Genomic DNA, 19,375 nt, shown 5'->3' on the forward strand with positions numbered 1-19,375 from the left:
CCTGTCGTCATCCCGGCGAAAGCCGGGACCCAGCGGCGCGCGCGAGCGCGAACCTGTCGCGGATACATCTGACCGCCCCGGTGTGCGTGAACAGATCGCCTCCGGCGCCGCCGGGTCCCGGCTTTCGCCGGGATGACGACGGGAAGGATGTCAGCCTCTTCTCTAACCGCCTCGGCCCACCCCGGTGTTGACTAACCCCGCCCCTCGTCCGACAAGGTCTGACCCTTTTTTCAGCGGTCCCGACGCTTCCGGCGCCGGGGCCGTCTCGCTTTTGGAGGCCTGCCCCGTGTCCACTGATCATCTGATGGGTGTCTACAACCGCGCGCCGCTCGAGGTGGATCGCGGGCAGGGCGCGCGTCTGTGGGGCAAGGACGGGACCGAATACCTCGACTGCGTCATGGGGATTTCGACCAACGCCCTGGGCCACGCCAATCCGATCCTCGTCCAGGCGGTCAAGGACCAGGCCGAAAAGCTCTGGCACGTCTCCAACATCTTCAAGATTCCGGGTCAGGAAGCTCTCGCCGACGCCCTGTGCGAGAAGTCGTTCGCCGACGTGGTCTTCTTCACCAACTCGGGGACCGAGGCGGTCGAATGCGCGCTGAAAACGGCGCGCAGATATCATTTCGCCAACGGCCAGCCCGAGCGGATCGACGTCTACGGCTTCGACGGCTCGTTCCACGGCCGCACCTACGGCGCCATCAACGCGGCGGCCAACCCCAGCTACACCAACGGCTTCGGCCCGCCGATGGAGGGCTTCCACCAGCTGGTCTGGGGCGATCGCGAGGCGCTGGAGGCGGCGTTCCGCAGTCCGACCACGGCCGCCGTCATCCTCGAGCCGGTGCAGGGCGAGGGCGGTTGCCGCGCGACGCCGGACGAGGATCTGCGCTGGATGCGCCAGATGGCCGACGAGAACGGCGTCCTGATCATCTTCGACGAGGTCCAGTGCGGCATGGGCCGGACCGGCAAGCTGTGGGCCCATGAATGGGCCGGCATGACGCCCGACATCATGGCCATCGCCAAGGCCCTGGGCGGCGGCTTCCCCATCGGGGCCTGCCTGGCCACGGCGAACGCGGCCACGGGGATGACCGTCGGCGTGCACGGCTCGACCTTCGGCGGCAATCCGCTGGCCATGGCCGTCGGCGGCGCCGCCTTCGGCGAGATCTCGAAGCCGGAGACCCTGGCCCACGTCAACGAGATCGCCGGCTATCTGAAGCAGCAGCTGCATGGCCTGGCCCAGCGCTTCCCCGACGTGATCGTGGACGTGCGCGGCAAGGGCCTGCTTCTGGGAGTCAAACTGATCCCCAACAACCGCGAATTCATGGGCTGGGCCCGCGACGAACATCAGCTTCTGGTCGCCGGCGGCGGCGACAACTGCGTGCGCATCCTGCCGCCCCTGAACCTGACGCTGGAAGAGGCCCGCGAGGCGGTCGAACGCTTCGAACGCACCTGCGAGGCGGCTCGCGGGAAGATGGCGGGCTGATGTTTTTCAAATCCGCTCATCCCGGCGAAAGCCGGGACCCGGTTCTGTCCAGCTTGACGCCGGCGAACAGGGATGAGCGGGTGAGTCCCTCCGGGTAACAATCATCACCCAAAGCACTGGGTCCCGGCTTTCGCCGGGATGAGCGGAGATCAAAATGGTTCGCCATTTCCTCGACATCCACAAGCTCGAAGCCGAGGAGTTGCGCGCCATCCTCGACGACGCCCACGCCCGCAAGGCCGCGCGCCAGGGCTGGCCGAAAGGCCGCGCCGACGCCGACGGCCCGGCGAAGGATCGCGTCCTGGCGATGATCTTCGAGAAGAACTCCACCCGCACCCGCTTCAGCTTCGACGCCGCCATCCGCCAGCTGGGCGGGGCCTCCATCATCGCCAACGCCGGCGATATGCAGCTGGGCCGCGGCGAGCCGGTCGAGGACACGGCCCGCGTCCTGTCGCGTATGGTCGACGCGGTGATGATCCGCGCCAACAGCCACGAGGACGTCGAACGCTTCGCCCGCGTCTCGACCGTGCCCGTGATCAACGGCCTGACCGACCGCTCGCACCCGTGCCAGATCCTCGCCGACATCATGACCATCGAGGAGCATCGCGGCCCGATCGCCGGCAAGACGATCGCCTGGGTCGGGGACGGCAACAACGTCTGCCACAGCTTCATGCACGCGGCGCCGAAGCTGGGCTTCCATTTCAACGTCGCATGCCCGGCCGACTACCACCCCGATCTGCACGATCTGGCGCGCGGCGGCGATCACGTCACCCTGACCAGCGACCCGCGCGAGGCCGTGGCCGGGGCCGACGTGGTCGTCACCGACACCTGGGTGTCGATGGGCGACGGCGACTATGAGGCGCGTCTCGAGGCCTTCGAAGGTTACGGCGTCGACGACCGTCTGATGTCCGGCGCCTCCAGCGACGCCGTCTTCCTCCACTGCCTCCCCGCCCACCGCGGCGAGGAGGTGACCGACGCCGTCATCGACGGCCCGCGCTCGCTCGTCTGGGACGAGGCCGAAAATCGCATCCACGCCCAGAAGGCCGTGCTGGCTTGGTGCTTCGCAGGCTAGGCGTCAGTTCAGGCTGACGTCCACGACCCCGCCCGAATCCGGCAGCGTCTTCGTCACATTGGCCTTCGCGATCTCGAAGGCGAAGTTCAGGAAGCCGCCCTCGTTGACCCAGATGCGGCCTTCGTCGGCGTCGAATCGAAGCAGGGTCAGGTGAGGGTCGTCCTTGCCTCCGGGATACCAGGCGGCGAGGATCGGGTTCCAGTAGCGGTCGATCTTCTCGCGTTCGTGTGCGACCGACAGCTGGCCGTGGATGCAGGCCCAGACCTTCTGGTCCTTCGAACCGTAGTGGAACATGGCGCTCTGGCCGCCGCCGATCGAGACGTCCCTGGCCAGATCGGTGTCGTCGCGGGTGAAGAACCAGATGGTCCCGGTCTCCTCCTCGCGGAAGGCGGTCATCGGCTGGGCGTGATAGCCCGGCTGGTCCAGCCCGAGCATGCCGGTGTTGGAGTTCTTGAGGTGGTCCCAGAATTCCTTCTCGGCCTCGGCGGCGGTGAGGGTCTTGTCGCCCATGACAGGTCTCCTTGATCGTCGGGTCGATCAGGAATGGCCGGGCAGGGGTGCGGGTTCCGCCTCAGTACGGCCTTTGCGGCACGCCCAGCAGGGTTCCGACATGGATCACCAGGATGAAGACGCCGGCCCCCGCCAGCAGCATGATCAGCCGCCACGGGATCATCCGCACGCCGCCCCTTGGATCCCACGGCCGGGAGCCGCGCCATCCGGCGAAGATGGCCAGGGCGATGGCGGCGGCCGTCAGGGCCAGGGTCAAGGTCATGTCCACCGGCGCGAGGTGGCGCGGCCGGCGGGTTTGCGCAAGCCCGCAGTCCTTTCCAACAGGTTAATCTTCACGCCTCGTTAACCCCTTGGGCACGAGAATCCTTCCGGTGTCGGCGCTTTCCACAGGAAGATGGAGCCGCCACCATATCTTGGGGTTAACCACGCGTTTACACGCATCATCTTGGCGTCTAGCGTTCGGCAAGTAGGTCGGGAGGCGAATCAGTGAGCGCAGCCGCGCCGTGGAGCGTAAAGGGCATCGAGCCCAAGGCGCGCGAGATCGCCAAGGACCTCGCCCGTCGCTCCGGCATGACGCTGGGCGAGTGGCTGAACACGATCATCATGGAGGACGGGGACGACGACGAGGGTGTCGTTCCGCTGTCCCGCCGTCCGCACGCCGCCGAAAGCTATGAACGCCGTGGCCGCAGCCGCCGGATGGACGACGCCTACGGCGGAAACGACGACCAGCTGGGCCGCCTGGGCGCCTCGATCGACGCCATCGCCGCCCGGCTTGAGGCCGCCGAGCGCCGCTCGACCATCGCCATCCAGGGCGTGGATCAGGCCGTCTCGGGCCTGGTGCGCCGGCTGGACAGCCAGGACCAGAGCGACAAGTCCCACGTCCGTCGCATCGACGACATCGCCGAGGAGCTGCGCGAGGGCCATCGTCGTCTGCGCCGCTTCGAGCAGGAGGTCGGTCCCCAGACCGCCGAGACATTCGGCAAGGTCGAGGCGACCATGGGCGCACTCGCCGGTCGCCTCTACGACATCGAGGAGCGGCAGCGTTCGGGCGTCAACGAACTGCGCCAGCGGATGGACGCGGTCGAAAAGGCCGCCGGTCCCGGCATCGGCGCTGATCTGCTGGCCCAGGTCGGTCAGCGGCTGGATCAGGCCCAGGCTCGCACCACCGAGGCCCTGCGAGGGTTGGAACGCTCGTTCGCCGGACTGGACCAGCGCCTGCGGGCGACCGAAGGCCGGATCGAACCCGAAAGCGCTCGCGAGGCGGCTCGATTCGAAAAGCTGGCCGAGACCCTGAGCCGTCAGGTCGAGGGCAACCGCGCCGAGATGATGCGGCGGCTCGACACCGCCGAGACCGAAGGTCGGATGGACCGCATCGAGCGCGCTGTCCTGGCCATCGGCGATCAGGTCAAGTCTTCCGAGGAGCGCTCGGCCAAGGCTGTCGAGGCCATGGGCCGCGAGGTCCTGCGCATCGCCCAGAATCTGAACGGCCGGGTCCAGACCATCGAGAGCGCCGCTCCGATGCAGCTGGATGTCATCAGCCGAAAGGTCGAAAGCGACATGGGCCGGCTGGCCCAGGGGCTGGAGCAGAGGCTGACCGCCGCCGACGATCGCCACGCCCTGGCGCTGGAGAAGCTGGGCGGCGAGATCACTCGCATCTCGGACCGCCTCAGCGAGCGGATCGCCCTGTCCGAGCGCCGTTCCCAGCAGGCGCTGGAAGACATCGGCCGGCGGCTGGCCGACAGCTCCAGCAAGATCGAGCAGGGCTATGATCGGGCGTCCGGCGAACTGGCCGAACGCATGCGTCTGTCCGAGGAACGCACCGCGGCCCTGATCGCGGAAGCGCGCGGCAACATCGAGCGCCGGGCCGAGCCCGCGCGTCCCGCCGCAGCGGAACCGGACTGGCGTGCGGCCGCCTTCCCGGATGCGGCCTTCCCGGATGCGGGATTCGCCGAAACTGCCTTTGACGATCCGGTCTATGCCGAGCAGCAGGCCTGGTCCGCCGATCTGGCCCCGCCCGAGACCGGGTTTGAACCCGAGCCAGCGGCGCCCCGCGAAGAGGTGCTGAACGCCGACGCCATCTTCGACGCCGTGATGCGCGGTCCCCGGACCGACGTTGAGGCTCCCGCGGTCTCGACCCCGTTCGGCAGCCGTCCCGCAGAGACCCCGGCGATCGAGGCCTCCGCCGAGCCCGCCTTCACCCAGGCCGTGGAGCTCGCGCCAGCCGCGCCGGCGCCGCAGCCGGCCGCATTCGCCTTCGGCCAGGGCTTCGGCGGCGCCGACGTTTCGGACGCGCTGCAGGCCACGGCGCCGGACGGCTTCGAAAGCGGCCCGGATGATTTCGCCGGCGAGACCGACTTCGTCGATCCGCGCGCCCTGCGCGCCGCGGCGGCCCAGGGGCGGGCCTCCTCGACCCGCCTGGCCATCGACGCGGCCCGCGCCGCCATGGCTTCGCCGGAAGCCGCTGACCCTCCCGCCCGCTCCGGCTTCGGCCTGAAGAAGGGCGGCAAGTCCAAGCTTCAGGAGCGGCTGGACAAACAGGCCTCGCGCGGGGGCGGCACGGTGCGCAAGGCGCTGGGCGCCTCGGCCATCGCCGTCCTGCTGACGGGCGGCGGCGCCTATGCGACGGGCCAGCTGACGGGTTCGGGGCTGAACATTCCAGGTCTGACCACGGCGCCCGAAGCGCACCCCATCGCGGCCCTGGCGGTGCTGCCGAACGCGCCGACGGCCGGCGACCTGGAGCGCGGAGCCGACCTGTACCAGCAGGCGATCGAGCTTCTGGACGCGGACGCGGCCAGCGGCGTCGATACGCTGAAGCGCGCCGCCACGACCGGCTACACTCCGGCCCAGTTGCACCTCGCCAGCCTGTACCAGGACGGCGCCAAGGGGGTCGCAGTGAACCTGCGCGAGGCCCGGGTCTGGGCCCGCCGCGCGGCCGACGGCGGCGACGCCAAGGGCATGCACGCCTATGGCATGTATCTGTTTGAAGGCGTCGGCGGGGCGCAGGACCAGGGCGAGGCCCTGGCCTGGCTCGAGAAGGCGGCCGAACGCGGTCTGGTCGACAGTCAGTTCAACGTCGCCAAACTGTACGAGACCGGCGACGAGGCCATCCAGCCCGACCCGGCCATGGCCTACAAATGGTATCTGATCGCGGCGCGCGCCGGGGACGGCGACGCCCAGGCGGCAGTCGAGCGGCTGGACAAGGCGATTCCGGCCGCGACCCGGACCCAGGTCCGCGCCGAGGCCGAGCAATTCCAGGTCGAACCGCTCGCCTGATACGGGACGGCCAAGCTTTTCAGGCGCATCGGGTGGCGGGGGCCGTCGGGTGGGTCTAGGACAACCAGACTTCCATCGTCGCCTATCCGGCGCCTGACTTCAGTTCCAGCCGAAGGCGCGTCCTTTGGATATCTATCTGCCAATCGCCGAGGTTTCGGTGAACTGGCCGCTCCTGGTCCTGCTGGGGGCGGTGGTCGGATTCGTGTCCGGACTGTTCGGCATCGGCGGGGGCTTCCTGATGGCCCCGATCCTGATCTTCATGGGCATTCCGCCCTCGGTCGCGGTCGCCAGCCAGGCTAGCCATGTCGTGGCTTCCTCGACCTCGGGCGTGATCAGCTACACCAGCCAGAAGGCCGTCGACTACAAGATCGGTCTCGTCATGGCTGGTGGGGGGGTGTTGGGCGCGCTGCTGGGGGTTGAGCTATTCCGCTATTTGCGCCTGCTGGGTCAGGCCGATCTGGCGGTGGCCCTGTCCTATCTGCTGTTCCTCGGCGCCATCGGCACCCTGATGCTCTACGAGAGCCTGGGCCAGATCCTGCGCCGGGTGCGCGGCGAGGTGGCCCCGCACAAGGAACGCCGGCGGCCGCTGTGGCTATACGGCCTGCCGCTGAAGATGCGCTTTCCCCGCTCGGGCCTCTACATCAGCGCCATCCCCCCTTTCGCCCTTGGGACCTTCGTCGGCGTGATGTCGGCCATCATGGGAGTGGGCGGCGGCTTCATCCTCGTGCCCGCCATGCTCTATGTGCTGCGCATGAAGGCCGGCGTGGTGGTGGGCACCAGCCTGTTCCAGATCATCATCGTCACCGCCATGACCACCATCCTGCAGGCGGGGCGCAACCAGACTGTCGACATCGTCCTGTCGATGCTGCTGCTGCTGGGCGGCGTCGTCGGGGCCCAGTACGGGGCCAGATGGTCGGGCCGGTTCCGGGCCGAGGAGCTGCGGGCGGTGCTGGGCCTGATCGTCCTCATGGTCGGCATCCAGATGGGGCTGGAGCTGTTCGTGCGGCCGTCCGATCTGTTCGCCTTCGCCCCCGGCATAGCAGAGTGAGGGTGACCCGGTGATCGCCGCCCTGCCGCCGCCCCCGCCCTCCATCTCCGCGCCCGCGCCGGAACGCTCGGCCGGCACGACGGACCAGGTACGGGTCGCAGCCGCCCTGACCGACGCGCGGGTGAGGGTCGACTCCAGTTTCCAGGGCGCGTCGATCGTCCTGTATGGCGCCGTCTTCAATCCCGGCGACCAGCCCGCCGATGTCGTGGTGGTGGTGCGCGGGCCGGACAGTCCCGTGCGGCTGGTCAAGAAGACGCGCAACACCGGCGTGTGGCTGAACAGCCGGCCCGTGCTGTTCGAGGGGGCTCCCGGCTTCTACATGACCGCCTCCACGCGGCCCTTGTCGGACATCGCCGATTTCGGCCAGTTGCGCCGGCTGGGGGTCGGCGTCGATCACCTGCGGATCAACGCGCCGGAGGAGAGCCGCACCGTCACCCGATACGGCGTTCGCGACGTTGTCGTCAGCCGGCTGGGCGAGGACTATCTGGACTTCCGCCGCGCGGTGATCCGGCTGCGCGAGGCGGCCGCCCTGTACAATACCGACCCGGAAGGGGTGGAGTTCGTCGACCGGGGGCTGTTCCGGGCCGAGGTCGAACTGCCCGCCGTCGCGCCCACCGGCCAGTATTTCGCCGAGGTCTGGCTGTTCCAGGATGGCGAGCCGGTTTCGGTCTCCAACCTGACCCTGACGGTCGAAAAGGTCGGCATCGAGCGCGACATCTTCGAGTTCGCTCACAACCGTCCCTGGACCTACGGCCTGCTATGCGTCCTGCTGGCCGCGTTCACGGGGTGGGCCGCCAGCAGGATTTTCAGGCGTCAGTAGTCAGCTTGCCGCGAACTCGCTGAGCGCATCGATCACCGCGCGGTTCTGGTCTTCGGTGCCGACGGTGATCCGCAGGCAGTCCGGCAGGCCGTAGCCGCCGACGGGGCGGACGATGATGCCCTTCGTGTTCAGATAGTCGTTGGCGGCCGCGGCGTTGTGGGCTTCGTCGGGAAAGCGGACCAGCACGAAATTGCCGGCGGACGGGAAGACGTCGAAGCCGAAGCCCCTGATGGCCTGGATCAGGCGCGGGCGCCAGGTTTCGACCAACTCCCGGGAGGCTTGCTGGTGGGCCTCGTCGCCGAGGGCGGCGACGGCGGCCTCGATCCCGGGCACCGAGACGTTGAAGGGCAGGCGGATGCGGTCGACCGCTTCGGCCACCTTCAGCGGGGCGTAGCCGAAGCCGATGCGCAGGCCGCCCAGGCCGTGGATCTTGGAGAAGGTGCGGGTGACGACGATGTTCCGGCTGTCGCGGGCCAGTGGGAAACTGGTCTCCCAGTCGGGTTCGGCGACGAACTCTGCATAGGCCTCGTCGATGACCAGCAGGACGTCGGGCGACAGGCCTTCGTGCAGACGGCGGATTTCCTCGGCGGTGTTGTAGCTGCCGGTCGGGTTGGAAGGGCTGGAGACATAGACGATGCGGGTGCGGTCATCGACCTCGGCCAGAATGGCTTCCGGCGTCAGGCGGAAGTCGGGTTCGGGCGCCAGCTTGACCGAGGCCTGGTTGGCCAGGGCGCTGATACGATAGGCGAGGAAGCCGTATTTGCCGCTGACGATATTGTCGCCGGGCGTCAGATAGGTCTGGTTCAGCAGGGCGAAGACCTCGTCCGAGCCGTTGCCGAAGATCAGCCGCCCGGGCTCCAGGCCGTGGTGTTCGGCGACGGCGTCGCGCAGTTTCGTCGCCCGGCCGTCGGGGTACATATGGATGTTGGCGACCGAGGCCTCATAGGCGGCGCGGGCCTTCTCGCCTGCGCCCAGGGCGTTCTCGTTCGACGACAGCTTCATCGGCGTGGCCACGCCCTCGATGCGCGACTTGCCGCCGACGTAGGGGGCGATGTCAAGAATGCCGGGTTTGGGGGTGGGGGCGTCGGTCATGGGTGCTTTCAGAACAGGGGGGCGGCGCCGATGACGCCGCTGAGGCCGCCGGGCGCGGATGAAAGCCGCCCGTCCTCGGCCTGCACATAGCCCGCCAGCATGAACAGCTTCAAGCCGCCCGCGGCGATCAGCGGACTGGCGGCCAGGCCGGCGGCGGCGAGCGCTTCCACGATCGTGGCCGCCGGGGCGGCGCTGTCGGTGGTCCAGAAGGTGCGATCATCGCCGGTCGGGCCGGGCGGCGCCTGCTGGATCAGCAGGGCCCGGGGGACGCCGAGGCGATCGTCGGGCAGGGCGGCCACGACCCGCAGGGCAGGCTCGGCGAGCAGACGGCCCCACCATGCCGAGGCCGGCGTCAGATCCATCAGGGCGCGGGCGCCGTCGCGGACGACGGCCAGGGCCTGATCCGGGTCGGACGCGGTGCGGGCGGTCAGGCCATACCGGTCGGCGGCGAGGGTCTGGCTGGCCGACCCCCATACAACCAGCGGCGCCCCGGAGGCCGCGTCAATGCGGCCCAGCACCGCCCGAAGCACGGCGGCCCCGGCAGGGGGTTCGCCAGCCAGTGTCTGCCGCAGGGCGATGGCGTCGGCGTCGGGCCTCGGACGCGCGCCGGCAGCCAGACGGGCCCGAACGGCGTTCGCCACCGCCCGGTCGAGGGTCAGCCGGTCGGCGTCTTCGTCGGGCTCGGTCAACATCAGAACAGCTTCGGCGCCGGAGCGAGGGCGAAGGGCCCCAGCCAGGTGCGGCCGTCACGGAAGCGGATGACCAGATCGACGCCGCGGTCCCCGGAAACGGCGGTCGCGGCGGCGGCTCCCGCCGCGCCGAGGCGGTTGACGGCGCCCGACTGCGAGCGGGCCAGGCCGGCGATGGCGGCTCCAGGTTGTTCGGCCCTGAGGGAGACCTCGCCCTCGAGGCGGCCCCCGGCGTCGGCGGCCAGGGTCTCGCTTTCGATGCGGGCGCGGCTTTCGCCCGCGGCCAGCTCGCCCTTGATGGCGGTGAAGCGTCCGCCCGAGGCGGTCCAGGCGGCGAAGACGCCGGCGCTGTCCATGCCGCCGAGGCGGCCGGCGTTGACGAGCGTGCCCTCGATCCGGGCGGTCAGACGGCCCTGTCGCGTGGCGCCTTCGACCGGGCCGCCGGGACGGCCGCGCGCATCGACCAGTTCGAAGGCCACGTCCATCTCGTCAGTGGCCGCGCGGCCACCCGTCAGGTGCGGGCGGACATTGAGCAGTATCCGTTCGGCCGAGGCGATGGGGAAGGGTTCGGCGCCCTGATGGGTCGTGAAGCCGGGACGGATCATCTCGGCGCGCAGGTCGGGAAACCGTTCGCGCAGATGGCTGACGCTCAGGCGCAGGCCATCGCCGGCGATGCCGACCTTGCCCTTGCCGGCGCGGGTCAGGGTCAGGCCGTCCGGGGCGATCACCACCCAGCGGTCGGGGTTGTAGGCGTTGGTCTCGGCGATCAATTCCGGCGCCGCTATGCCGTGACCCGAGGGGGCCATGATCTCGGCGTGGGGGATCGACACCCGCGCCCGGAACGGCCAGCCGGTGGTGGTCCGGGAGGCGTAGCTGATCTGCCACCCGTCCTGCCGCATGGCCGCGACCTGGGCGTCCAGCCGGGTCTCGATCTGTTGCGTCAGATAGAACCACCAGCCCGTCCAGGCGCCCAGCAGCACCCCCGCGATCACGAAGGGAACCAGCAGGCCGCGGCGACTATGGCGGGGTTCGGCGGTCATCGAGGCTCCGGAAAAACGGGGTCTGGCAGGTTGAACGTCTGAAACCCGGAACCGGGCCGAAAAACACAGTCTACTGCGTCTACTGCGTCTACCCGGTCCGCTTCGAGCGAAACCACACAGCCGCCCGGGCGCCCGATATGGTGAAGCCGGAAACCGGCGGCAAGCCCCGACGTGGGAACACCGGGCGGGGTCACCCGGGGCGGTCCCCCGCCCGATTCGCAGCGTTCATGGGGAGGGGAGGTCAGGCCAGGAACGCTCCCACCTGCTCCACCGCGTCAGCCAGTCCCATGCGCTGCACCTCCGTGCCCGGCGGAAGGCTGCCGAACAGGCGGGTGGGGGCGGCGGCGTCGAGCATGACGAAGACGCCCTTGTCGTCGGCGCGGCGGATCAGCCGGCCGAAGGCCTGGGCCATTTTGGCGCGGGCCAGGGCGTCGTCGAAATTGCGGCCCCCGGCGCCCTCGCCGCCGAAGCGCAGACGCCGCGCCTTGTGCAGCAGGTCAGGGCGCGGCCACGGCACGCGGTCGAAGGCGAGGATGCGCAGGCTGCGGCCCGGCACGTCGACGCCGTCGCGCACCGCGTCCGTGCCCAGCAGGCAGCTGTCCTGCTCGGCGCGGAACACGTCGACCAGGGCGCCGACCTCGAGCGGATCGACGTGCTGGGCGTAGAGGGGGATGCCGTGTTTCGCGAGGTCGGGACCCAGCCGCTCATAGACCGCCTTCAGCCGGCGGATGGCGGTGAACAGGCCGAGGCCCCCGCCGCCCGCGGCGAGGAAAAGTTCGCGCATCGCCGCCGCCGTCTGACGCGTGTCGTCCTTGATCAGATCATTGACGACGATAACCCGGGCGTTGGCGGCGTAGTCGAACGGGCTTTCGACCTTCAGCGTCCTGGCAGGCTCGATCAGCCGGGCGGAGCCGGTGCGCAGGCGGGCCATGTCGAACGGGTCGTCGGAGTTGGGGTCGGACAGGGTGGCCGAAGTCACCAGTACGCCGTGGGCCGGCATGATGACCGCGGCTTCCAGCGGCACGGTCGGATCGATCCAGTGGCGGCGCAGGGCCACGTCCATGATCCGGCCGAAGGCAGCCTCGGCCGACAGCCAGTCGAGGAAGTCGGGGTCCGGCTCGTCGGATGATACTTCCAGCGCCGCCAGCATCGAGCGCCATCCCGGCAGTGTCATGCGGGCGCGGCGGTCAAGACCGCGCAGGGCCCCCTCGATGCGGGCGCGGGAGGCGCCGTCCAGGTCGGAGGCCTCGTCGTCGAGGATGTCCTCCAGATGGCGGGACAGGGCCAGCAGCGGGGCCTCGACGGCGGCCAGGGCCCGGGCGGCTTCGCGCGCGGCCTCGAGCACCGGTTCGGTGACGGGGCGCAGGGAGCATTCCATGCCGAATTCGGTCCCGCCGCCCGAGGCGTTTTCGGATGTCCGTGCACGGAGCTGTTCCAGTGCGGCCAGCAGGAAGCGTTCGATCGGTCCGACCGGATTGACCTCGCCCGAGGCCGGGGCGATGCGCCCCGACACGCCTTCGCCGGGCAGCTGGGCGGCGGCGCGGACCGCGTCCTGCAGCGCCTTCGTCGCCGCCTCGTTGTCGGCGCACAGGTCGCCGAGCCGCTGTTCCAGACCGCGCCCGCGCCGGCCCCGGCCTTCCGGTCCCCGCAGCCAGCGGCGCAGCTCGGCGGCCTCCTGGCCCGAGAGGCAGGCCGAGAAGGCGCTGTCGGCGGCATCGAACAGATGGTGGCCCTCGTCGAAGACGATCCGTTTCAGGGCCGCCGTCTCGCCGTCCTGTTTCAGGCCGCGCGCCGACCGGGCGCCGTCGAAGGCGGCCTGGGTCATGACCAGGGCGTGATTGGCGACGACGAGATCGGCCCGGCGGCTGGCGCGGATGGTCTTTTCGACGAAACAGGTCCGGTAGTGGGGGCAGGCGGCGTGGACGCATTCGCCGCGCCGGTCGACGAGGTTGGCGGCGCTGGCCTGATGGCTCGGTCCCGTCGCGAACAGGCCGGGCAGCCAGCCGGGATAGTCGCCACCGGTCATGTCGCCATCGCGCGTATGCATGGCCCAGCGGCTGGCCAGGGCCATGCCGACCAGGTCGCCGTTCCCCAGTTGCGCGGCCTGCACCATGTCCTGCAGGTTCAGCAGGCAGAGGTAGTTCTCCCGCCCCTTGCGAACCACGGTCTTCTTCTTGCGCTCGACGGGATCGGGCCAGAGGGCGGCGCTCTCGCGGTCGATCTGGCGCTGCAGGGCGCGGGTGTAGGTCGAGACCCAGGCGGCGCCCTGATTGCGCTCGGCCCACAGGCTGGCGGGGGCGAGGTAGCCGAGGGTCTTGCCGGTGCCGGTGCCGGCCTCGGCCAGCAGGAAGCGGGGACGCCCCTCCTCGTTGCGCGGCGAGAAGGCGTAGGCGGCCTCGGCGGCGTAGTCCGATTGGGTCGGGCGGGTCTCGTCGAGGCCCGAGGCCTGAAGCAGTTTCTCGAGCCGGATGCGGGCGGATTCGGAATCGACCGGGGCCGAGCCGGCCTCGCCGCGCGGCGCCTCGTCCTCCCATTCCGGCAGGCGGGACCAGGCGTCGAGGCCGCTGCCGCGATGCTGGCGTTCGCGGACCGGGTGGTGCTGCAGGGCGCCGGACACGCGCCACGCCCACGACCAGCCGGCGCGGCCCAGGGTCTCGGCGAGGGTGAAGGCGGCCTCGCGGTCGGGGTAGGCCGGGTCGGCCAGCTCCTTCAGCAGGCCGGCGGCGGCGTCCATCAAGGCCTGGGCCTGGGCCTCGGCCCCCTTGGGTTCGCTCATCCCCATGGCCAGGGCCAGACCGCTGGGCGAGGGGGCGCAGAAGCGGGCCGGGCGGACGAAGGCGAACAGCTCCAGCACGTCCAGCAGATTGACCGAACGCGGCGGCGGGGCGATGCCGAGACGGCGCGCGGTCAGGCTGGCGTGGGCGACCATGACCGGGGCGGTGGTGAAGGCCCCCTCGGCCGCGCCGCGCCCGATCTTGCGCGCGCCTTCGCCGTCGCAGATCGCCCCCGCGCCCGGCGGGATGGCGAGCGCCGGCGGCAGGGCCAGCCATGGCTCGGCGCCGGTCAGGGCGGCGCCTCCGTCAATTCGACCGTCGGCGATCACCTTGATCGCTTCTTGTCTTTCAAGGTTTTCGCGAGCTGACGAAGCTGATCCTCACCGGCCGTCTCGGCCTCCAGACGTCTCAGGTCCTTGTAGGCCTTGATCTCCTTCGACGCATGAGCCGCAGCTTTCGCACGGCTCACGGTGGTCGCCGCTCCCCAAGGCTTCAGCGGGCGTCCGTCCAGTTTGATCAGGTCTCGCAGCTTGATCTGGAATTCGCCCAAGGTCGTCGTCCGGCGCTGTTCCGCCTGACTGTCGAAGAACTCCAGCATCAGGCTCGTGATGTGGTTGAGCGCCTTGATCTCGGGCTCGTGGAGCAAGTTTTTCGCGGTCGTGGCTTCATCGACTGTGGGCATCTGGCCCTTGAAGGTCACGACCCCGGCGGCGTCTTTTCGGTGATCGACCCGTTCAACGATCAGCTCGCTGGCCGTCTTCTGAAGGACAGCCCAGTGAAGCGTGTTCTGGATGTCGGCGAAGAACCCAGTGTGCTGGCTCTGGTCGTGGGGATCGTAGTCCACGCAGAACGACGCAAGTTCAAGGATGCGGGTCCACATCCTCTTTTCCGATGACCGGATGTCGCGGATGCGATCGAGAAGTTGGTCGAAGAAGTCCGGCTTACCATCCGGATTCTTCAGGCGCTCGTCGTCGATGACGAACCCTTTGACGAGGTAGGCCATCAACACCTGCGTCGCCCAAATGCGGAACATGGTCCCCAAGCGCGAACTGACCCGATAGCCGACTGCGATGATGACATCGAGGCTGTACAGGTTGGTCCGATAGGTTTTCCCGTCGGCGGCAGTTATCCAAGATTCTTGGACAACTGAATCAGCGGCCAATTCGCCCTCTGCGAATATGTTCTTGATGTGGTTGCTGACGCTGCGGACATCGACGCCGAACATGTGCGCCATCTGCGCCTGGGTCGCCCAGAAGGTGTCGCCCACGACGCGGAGTTCGGCGCGGACGCCATCCTTAGAAACATAGACGAGAAAACGATCGCCCGTGTCGCCGTCCTCCCGGAGGGTGACCGGTCCGTTGTCGTGGGAATCGGGGAGGTGGTCGTCGTTCATGGGTCGAGGCTAGCATTCGCGGGAGTGAAACGGAACGGGAACATGCTATAGGCGCGATGTGACGCCGCCGCCCGCTCCTGCAACGCTTTCGCCCCTCTTCGCCGACTGGTTCGCGTCGCGCGGCTGGTCGCCGCGGCGGCATCAGCTGGAGATGATCGCGGCGGCCGAGGCGGGGTCGCACGCCCTGCTGGTGGCGCCGACCGGGGGCGGCAAGACGCTGGCGGGGTTTCTGCCGTCGCTGGTGGAGCTGGCCGGGCGGGGGCCGAGACCGGAGTTCGGGCCGGGCAGCGGGGTCCACACCCTTTATCTGTCGCCGCTGAAGGCCCTGACCACCGACGTCGAGCGCAATCTGATGACGCCGATCCGCGAGATCGGGCTGAACATCCATGTCGAGAGTCGCACCGGCGACACCAGACAGTCGAAGAAGGCGCGGCAGCGCGAGTTCCCGCCGGACATCCTGCTGACCACGCCGGAACAGCTGGCCCTGTTTTGCGCCTGGGACGGGGCGCGGTCGTATTTCGCCGACCTGAAATGCGTGGTGCTGGACGAGGTGCATGCGATCTGGAGCGGCAAGCGGGGGGATCTGCTGTCGCTGGGACTGGGGCGGCTGCAACAGTTCGCGCCGGGGATGCGAAGGGTGGCGCTGAGCGCGACCGTGGACGATCCGGAGATGATCGCGGACTGGCTGAAGCCGGGGGCGGACGCGGATCCTTCTCCCCTTGCGGGAGAAGGTGGCTCGCGAAGCGAGACGGATGAGGGGTCACACCAGCGCGAGCCCGTTCAATCGCCCGTGGACCGCCAATCGGAAGAGTCCGCGAGACCCCTCATCCGCCCCTCCGGGGCACCTTCTCCCGCAAGGGGAGAAGGGAAGGTGAATATCGTCCGAGGCGACCCGGGCGCGCCGCCGGTGGTGGATGTGCTGGTCAGCGAGGGCAAGGTGCCGTGGGCGGGGCATACCGGTCAGCACGCGATCCCCGAGGTCTATGAGGCGATCAAGCGGTCGGGGATGAGCCTGATATTCGTCAACACCCGCTGGCAGGCCGAGTTCGTTTTCCAGCAGCTGTGGGCGATCAATGACGACAGCCTGCCGATCGGCCTGCACCACGGCTCGCTGGCGGCGGAGCAGCGGCGCAAGGTCGAGGCGGCGATGGCGCGCGGCGAACTGCGGGCCGTGGTCTGCACCTCGACGCTGGATCTGGGAATCGACTGGGGCGACGTCGATCTGGTCATCCAGCTGGCGGCGCCCAAGGGGGCGTCGCGGCTGGTGCAGCGGATCGGCCGGGCCAACCACCGGCTGGACGAGCCCTCGCGCGCCCTGATGGTGCCGGCCAGCCGGTTCGAGATGCTGGAGTGCCAGGCCGCGCGCGAGGCGGTGGCTGAAAACGCCTTCGACTGGGAGCCGGTGCATACGGGCACCCTCGATACGCTGGCCCAGCACGTCATGGGCTGCGCCTGTTCCGAGCCGTTTGCGATGACGGATCTCTATGACGAGGTGACCGGCTGCGGTCCCTATCGCGACCTGACGTACGAACAGTTCGAGGAGGTGGTCGATCTGGTGGCCACCGGCGGCTACGCCCTGCGCACCTATGAGCGGTTCGCGCGGATCGTGCGGACGCAGGACGGGAAGTGGAAGGTGCGCAATGCTGTGACCGCCCAGCGGCACCGGATGAACGTCGGGACCATCGTGGCGGCCGCGACGCTGAACGTGCGCATCGCCTCCCGACGCGGCGGGGCGGCGAAACAGCTGATCGGCGGGCGCAAGGTGGGCGAGGCCGAGGAGAGCTATTTCGAGCAGATGACGCCGGGCGACACCTTCATCTTCGCCGGTCAGGTCTGGGCCTTCCAGGGCATCAACGGCATGGACGCCCTGGTCAGCCATGCCCAGGACAGGGATCCGAAGATCCCGTCGTGGGGCGGGTCGAAATTCCCGATGTCGACCTCGCTGGCCGACCGGGTGCGGGCCATGATCCAGGACCGCGACCACTGGCGTGTTCTGCCGCCCGACGTGCAGGAATGGCTGGAGCTGCAGGAGGAGCGGTCGATCATTCCGGATGCGCAGACCATGCTGGTCGAGACGTTTCCGCGCGGCAGCCGGCATTTTCTCGTCGCCTATCCGTTCGAGGGCGGGTTGGCGCACGGGACCCTGTGCATGCTGCTGACGCGGCGGCTGGACCGGCTGGGGATCGGGCCGCTGGGTTTCGTCTGCACCGACTATTCGCTGGCCATCTGGTCGATCAAGCCGATGGACGGGCTGGACCTCGACCGGTTGTTCGAGCCCGACATGCTGGGCGACGATCTGGAGAGCTGGCTGGAGGAGAGCTTCATGATGAAGCGCAGCTTCCGCAATTGCGCCCTGATCTCGGGCTTGATCGAGCGGCGCCAGCCGGGGACCGAGAAGACGGGGCGGCAGGTGACCTTCTCCACCGATCTGATCTACGACGTGCTGCGCCGCCACCAACCCGATCACCTGCTGCTCAAGACCGCCCGCGCCGACGCGGCCGCAGGGCTGCTGGACGTCGCGCGTCTGGGCCAGATGCTGGCCCGCATCCAGGGCCGGATCCGTCATGTCAAACTGGAGCGGCCTTCGCCCTTCTGCGTGCCGGTGCTGGTCCAGATCGGGCGCGAGCGGGTCGGCGGCGGTCAGGCGGCGGAGATGATCCTGGACGCTTCGGCCTATGGATTCGACGAGGCCGATCTGATCGCGGAAGTCATGGCGGACGCGCCCCCTGAAATGGCGGGCGCGGAATGAACGCGGCCCTCAGACAGGCGCTGTCCCCGGCGCGGCATCCGTGCGGCGGCCTGCGGGTCCATATCGAGGGCGAGCCTTGCGTGCTGCGCTGTTCGGGGGCGCTGTGGGTGCTGAACCATCGCACCCTGATCGCGGCGGACCTGCATCTGGAGAAGGGCTCGGCCTTCGCCGCCCGCGGCCAGATGCTGCCGCCCTATGACAGCCGGGCGACGCTGGACCGGCTGGAGGCGGAGATCGAGGCGCTGCAGCCGGCGGCGGTGGTTCTGCTGGGCGACAGCTTCCACGACGCGGCCTCGGTGGGGCGGATGGCCGCCGACGACAGGGCGCGACTGGACCGGCTGGCGGCGGGCCGCGACTGGATCTGGCTGGAGGGCAACCACGACATCGCCACCCTGGCCGGGGCGATGGACGATCTGGTCGGCGAGGTGGTCGAGACCATGGAGCTCGGTTCGCTGCGCCTGATCCACGAACCGCAGGCGGGGGTTCGTTCGGGCGAGATCGCCGGTCACCTGCATCCGGCGGCGCGGGTCGCCGCCTATGGCCGAGGCGTGCGGCGGCCCTGTTTCGTGACGGACGGACGGCGGGCGGTGTTGCCGGCGTTCGGGGCGTTCACGGGGGGGCTGGATGTCAGGGACCCGGCGATCGCGGGCCTGTTCGCGGAGCCGCCTATGGCCGCGGCGCTGGGACGGGACCGGGTGCATGCGCTGGTATGGGAATCCCTGCGATAGGGTCCCGCGCCAGCAGGGCGTTCGACGCCCCCTCGAGCCGCTCTTCCAGAACCGCCATGAACTCCGCCCGCTTCAGTCCCGCCGGGATCGCCGGCAGGAATTCGTAGACGATGGTCCCCGGATACCGGCGGAAGCCATGCGCCGGCCAGTGAACGCCGGAGTTGGTGGCCATCGGGGTGCAGGGGCAGTCGAGATCGCGGTAGAGGGCGGCGATGCCGGGCTTGTAGTCGGCGGGGGCGCCGACGGGCGCGCGGGTGCCTTCGGGGAAGATCAGGATCTGGCGGCCCTCGGCGTGGCGGATGCGGGCCTGTTTGACCATGTCCTTCAGCGCCCTGGAGTGGGCCGAGCGGTCGACGGCGATCATCCGGGTCTTGGTGGCGAACCAGCCGAAGAAGGGCAGGGGGGCCAGCTCCTGCTTCATGATGAAGCAATTGTCGGGCAGGACGGCGAACGGCGCGATCACGTCCAGCATCGACTGATGCTTGCCGGCGATCAGGGCAGCGCCGGTGGGGCGATGCTCCAGCCCGCGGAACTCGACCTTGACCCCGGCGATCCAGCGCAGGCCGAACAGGCAGAATTTCGACCAGCTGCGGACGACCCACATGGCCTGGCGGTAGGGCATCAGCAGGGCGGGCGACAGGCCGACGGCGAACAGGGCCATCGACAGATAGAGCCAGGCGACGAACAGCAGCGACCGGATCGTGGTCACG

15 protein-coding genes are annotated in these 19,375 nt (G+C 69.3%); 7 read left to right on the plus strand and 8 right to left on the minus strand.

Annotated elements, in window-relative coordinates:
* The first annotated feature begins 286 nt into the window (after positions 1-286).
* Together PSV23_RS10120 and argF are read left to right on the plus strand one after the other, a co-directional pair.
* On the plus strand, positions 287-1,480 hold the full coding sequence (locus PSV23_RS10120; RefSeq protein ID WP_300468486.1) for an aspartate aminotransferase family protein: 1,194 nt from the start codon (positions 287-289) through the stop codon (positions 1,478-1,480).
* A gap of 154 nt (positions 1,481-1,634) precedes the next feature.
* Complete coding sequence (gene argF, locus PSV23_RS10125) at positions 1,635-2,549, plus strand: ornithine carbamoyltransferase (RefSeq protein ID WP_370461044.1); 915 nt, start codon at positions 1,635-1,637, stop codon at positions 2,547-2,549.
* A gap of 3 nt (positions 2,550-2,552) precedes the next feature.
* On the opposite strand, the gene PSV23_RS10130 is transcribed toward argF, so the two are convergent.
* Both PSV23_RS10130 and PSV23_RS10135 read right to left on the minus strand, forming a co-directional pair.
* Positions 2,553-3,059, minus strand: a complete 507-nt coding sequence (locus PSV23_RS10130; protein ID WP_300468488.1) for a pyridoxamine 5'-phosphate oxidase family protein — start codon at positions 3,057-3,059, stop codon at positions 2,553-2,555.
* A gap of 61 nt (positions 3,060-3,120) precedes the next feature.
* Positions 3,121-3,321 (minus strand): hypothetical protein, encoded by a 201-nt coding sequence (locus tag PSV23_RS10135; RefSeq protein WP_300468490.1) that lies wholly within the window; start codon positions 3,319-3,321, stop codon positions 3,121-3,123.
* A 224-nt stretch (positions 3,322-3,545) separates the two neighbouring features.
* Here PSV23_RS10135 and PSV23_RS10140 point away from each other — a divergent pair, with 224 nt between their 5' ends.
* From PSV23_RS10140 to PSV23_RS10150, 3 genes are all read left to right on the plus strand, one after another.
* On the plus strand, positions 3,546-6,332 hold the full coding sequence (locus PSV23_RS10140) for a hypothetical protein (protein ID WP_300468492.1): 2,787 nt from the start codon (positions 3,546-3,548) through the stop codon (positions 6,330-6,332).
* A 124-nt stretch (positions 6,333-6,456) separates the two neighbouring features.
* Positions 6,457-7,380: a sulfite exporter TauE/SafE family protein gene (locus PSV23_RS10145; protein WP_300468494.1), complete on the plus strand. Its 924-nt coding sequence runs from the start codon at positions 6,457-6,459 to the stop codon at positions 7,378-7,380.
* Between the two features lie 10 nt (positions 7,381-7,390).
* Positions 7,391-8,200, plus strand: a complete 810-nt coding sequence (locus tag PSV23_RS10150) for a TIGR02186 family protein (RefSeq protein WP_300468496.1) — start codon at positions 7,391-7,393, stop codon at positions 8,198-8,200.
* Here PSV23_RS10150 and hisC read toward each other — a convergent pair whose 3' ends face one another.
* The 5 genes from hisC to rhuM all read right to left on the minus strand — a co-directional run bounded on the left by hisC (position 8,201) and on the right by rhuM (position 15,188).
* A complete protein-coding gene (gene hisC, locus PSV23_RS10155) occupies positions 8,201-9,292 on the minus strand; it encodes a histidinol-phosphate transaminase (RefSeq protein WP_300468498.1) in 1,092 nt (363 codons plus the stop codon). It lies immediately after the preceding gene.
* Between the two features lie 8 nt (positions 9,293-9,300).
* Positions 9,301-9,984 (minus strand): hypothetical protein, encoded by a 684-nt coding sequence (locus tag PSV23_RS10160; RefSeq protein ID WP_300468500.1) that lies wholly within the window; start codon positions 9,982-9,984, stop codon positions 9,301-9,303.
* Positions 9,984-11,021, minus strand: coding sequence for a DUF2125 domain-containing protein (locus tag PSV23_RS10165; protein ID WP_300468502.1), 1,038 nt, complete (start codon positions 11,019-11,021; stop codon positions 9,984-9,986). Before PSV23_RS10165 ends, PSV23_RS10160 begins: the two co-directional genes overlap by 1 nt.
* A 241-nt stretch (positions 11,022-11,262) precedes the next feature.
* Complete coding sequence (locus tag PSV23_RS10170; RefSeq protein ID WP_370461047.1) at positions 11,263-14,088, minus strand: ATP-dependent DNA helicase; 2,826 nt, start codon at positions 14,086-14,088, stop codon at positions 11,263-11,265.
* A 32-nt stretch (positions 14,089-14,120) separates the two neighbouring features.
* A complete protein-coding gene (gene rhuM, locus PSV23_RS10175) occupies positions 14,121-15,188 on the minus strand; it encodes a RhuM family protein (protein WP_300468504.1) in 1,068 nt (355 codons plus the stop codon).
* 151 nt (positions 15,189-15,339) lie between these two features.
* Between rhuM and PSV23_RS10180 the strand changes: the two genes are divergently transcribed.
* Positions 15,340-17,937, plus strand: a complete 2,598-nt coding sequence (locus PSV23_RS10180; RefSeq protein WP_370461048.1) for a ligase-associated DNA damage response DEXH box helicase — start codon at positions 15,340-15,342, stop codon at positions 17,935-17,937.
* Positions 17,934-18,665: a ligase-associated DNA damage response endonuclease PdeM gene (pdeM, locus tag PSV23_RS10185; RefSeq protein ID WP_300468508.1), complete on the plus strand. Its 732-nt coding sequence runs from the start codon at positions 17,934-17,936 to the stop codon at positions 18,663-18,665. Before PSV23_RS10180 ends, pdeM begins: the two co-directional genes overlap by 4 nt.
* On the opposite strand, the gene PSV23_RS10190 is transcribed toward pdeM, so the two are convergent.
* Positions 18,604-19,374: a 1-acyl-sn-glycerol-3-phosphate acyltransferase gene (locus PSV23_RS10190; RefSeq protein ID WP_300468510.1), complete on the minus strand. Its 771-nt coding sequence runs from the start codon at positions 19,372-19,374 to the stop codon at positions 18,604-18,606. The genes pdeM and PSV23_RS10190 overlap by 62 nt on opposite strands.
* Position 19,375: the final 1 nt, after the last annotated feature.

The organism is Brevundimonas sp. (assembly GCF_029946145.1).
In the GTDB taxonomy this organism is placed as follows: domain Bacteria; phylum Pseudomonadota; class Alphaproteobacteria; order Caulobacterales; family Caulobacteraceae; genus Brevundimonas.